The following is a 2,110-nucleotide window of genomic DNA, read 5'->3' on the forward strand; positions in this document are numbered from 1 at the left end:
TAGTTTCTACTGGATTTATTATATCATTGATTTTATCTGGTTTCTATACGTCAAATCTTTGTCACTTACATAACTTATCATGAATTTATCGAAACATTTAAATAGATTTTCCCTTCCTCAATAAGCCATTTTACCATATCTGCAATTGTTTCATCAAAGGGGCGGGTGTGATATTCAAGCTCCCGTTTTGCTTTCTCGCTGCTGAAATTATTGTTCCGAGTGAGATTGTATAACATGAAAGCCGTAAGGATAGCTGGTTTCCCGGTTATCTTGCTACCGAGTCCCAACAGCTTAACCATAACATTCGCAACCGGAATCGGCAGAATTATTTTAACTTCTTTTGCACCGCTGACACGGCTGATGATTTGATACATTTCTTTCATAGAAACACAGGTATTGCCCATGATATATCCTTCTCCCTTGTGGCCTTTATCGCAGCAGGAAATCACCCCATCCGCCAAATCGCGGACATCTACGGCATTAAAGCTTCCAGCAACACCACCCGGCATTTTGCCGCCCACATAGTCAATAATAAAGTTTGCAACTGGTCCGTAAGCATAATCATGCGGGCCACATATCCCGCTGGGGAAGACGATTGACGCGTCCAACCCTTTTTTGTTCACCGCGTCCATAACTGCCTGAGAAGCCAGCGCTTTTGTTTTGCCGTAATGACCGATGATGTCATCAGGACTAAAATGATCCACCTCAGTGATTTTCTGCCCATTCGGAAGTTCTGGAATAGCGCTAGTGGAACTGATATAAACGAATTTTTTCACCTTATGCTCCAGACATTTATCTATAATATTCTGTGTTCCGACGACATTGACATCGTAAAGTTTTTTACTGTAATCTCCTGAAACCGTTACAATGCTGGCGCAATGTATAACAATTACTTCAGAATCATCTTCAACTGTAAAGAACCGTTCCAGAGACGCGGTATCCGTGACATCGCCGATCATAATCTCAACTTCCTTTGGAACACGCTCTGCCGCAGGGTCGCCTTTAAGAACTAAAGCGCGTATCCTTTCGTCTTTTTCGAGCAGTTGACTGCAAACGCTGCTACCAAGGTTTCCGGCTGCGCCGGTTACTAAGTAAATTCTGTTTTTCATACTTATACTCCTTTCTGTATCGGTACTATCTTGTTTTTGATTGTGATTAAGTATATTTTATTGATGCAAACTATTCGTAAAGTCTATTTTCGCTTAAGCGGGTTAACTCCTGAAGCAACACATCCGCCGTCGCAAATTATATCCGCTCCTGTCAGATATCCTGCTTTTTCGCCGATGCAAAACGCCATTAGGTTTGCAATTTTCTCAACCCGGCCGGAGCACTTGATTGCACAGTGTTTTATGAACTCATTAGCTTCATTTTTTTCAAGTTCAGCCATTTGCGTCTCAAATGTACCGGGTGTAATAGAAATAATCCGGATTCCTTTTTGACTGAATTTAGCTGCATCGGTTTTGGCATACCAGATTACAAAGTGTTTGGAAATGCCATATGCAATGCTTGACCTTAATTTTTTAGGGAAAATATTTACTCTTGCCATCATCTTTTTCATAAATATATCTTTGTTTATTCTGCTGTACTTATATTTTCTCTTTGGCATGATTATTTCTGGAGTCAGATAGGCAGACATAGATGAAATATCAATCAGACAGGAATCCTTCTCCATTACTTCATAAAAGGCTTCATTCATGTTGATAGTACCGAATGACATTGACTTCCATGATTTTTTGCCCGTTGCCCATATGAAGGGACATGTCTGCGGCATGAATCAGAGGTAATCACCCCCAATTCTTTTGCGTGTGCCACCAGTTTATTAACCGATGCACGGTCTGAAATGTCACAAGCAAAAACTTCGGCTTCAATTCCATCGGAATTCAGTTCCGCTATAGCGTTTTCAAGTTTTTTAACTGTTCTGTCGACAATAATGATATAATTATCTTTACCCAGTATTTTTGCTGTCGCGAGGCCCATCCCGCTGTCTCCTCCGGTTATTACACATACGTTTTTCATGATAATTCTCCTTCCTGCTTTTGTTAGAGTAAAGAACATATTGGTTATAGATTTCATGTTGTGCTGTTATGTCTGTATCATAACGGAGTCACGA

At 40.6% G+C, this 2,110-nt stretch carries 3 protein-coding genes; all 3 read right to left on the bottom strand.

Annotated elements, in window-relative coordinates; translation table 11 throughout:
* Window positions 1-77: 77 nt before the first annotated feature.
* A complete protein-coding gene (locus tag GOQ29_RS08745) occupies window positions 78-1,109 on the bottom strand; it encodes an NAD-dependent epimerase/dehydratase family protein (RefSeq protein WP_203372270.1) in 1,032 nt (343 codons plus the stop codon).
* A gap of 83 nt (window positions 1,110-1,192) precedes the next feature.
* The gene (locus tag GOQ29_RS14640) at window positions 1,193-1,696 is read right to left on the bottom strand and encodes an SDR family oxidoreductase (RefSeq protein WP_252187566.1); all 504 of its coding nucleotides are present in this window, start codon (window positions 1,694-1,696) and stop codon (window positions 1,193-1,195) included.
* Window positions 1,693-2,016, bottom strand: coding sequence for an SDR family NAD(P)-dependent oxidoreductase (locus tag GOQ29_RS14645; protein WP_252187567.1), 324 nt, complete (start codon window positions 2,014-2,016; stop codon window positions 1,693-1,695). The genes GOQ29_RS14640 and GOQ29_RS14645 overlap by 4 nt, the downstream gene beginning before the upstream one ends.
* Between the last annotated feature and the right edge of the window lie 94 nt (window positions 2,017-2,110).

This window comes from Anaeromonas gelatinilytica (genome assembly GCF_016820635.1).
GTDB lineage: Bacteria > Bacillota > Clostridia > Tissierellales > SIT17 > Anaeromonas > Anaeromonas gelatinilytica.

Coding starts and splice junctions, on each gene's coding strand:
- GOQ29_RS08745 (WP_203372270.1), bottom strand. CDS start 1,109: ATGAAAAACAGAATTTACTTAGTAACCGGCGCAGCCGGAAACCTTGGT.
- GOQ29_RS14640 (WP_252187566.1), bottom strand. CDS start 1,696: ATGAATGAAGCCTTTTATGAAGTAATGGAGAAGGATTCCTGTCTGATT.
- GOQ29_RS14645 (WP_252187567.1), bottom strand. CDS start 2,016: ATGAAAAACGTATGTGTAATAACCGGAGGAGACAGCGGGATGGGCCTC.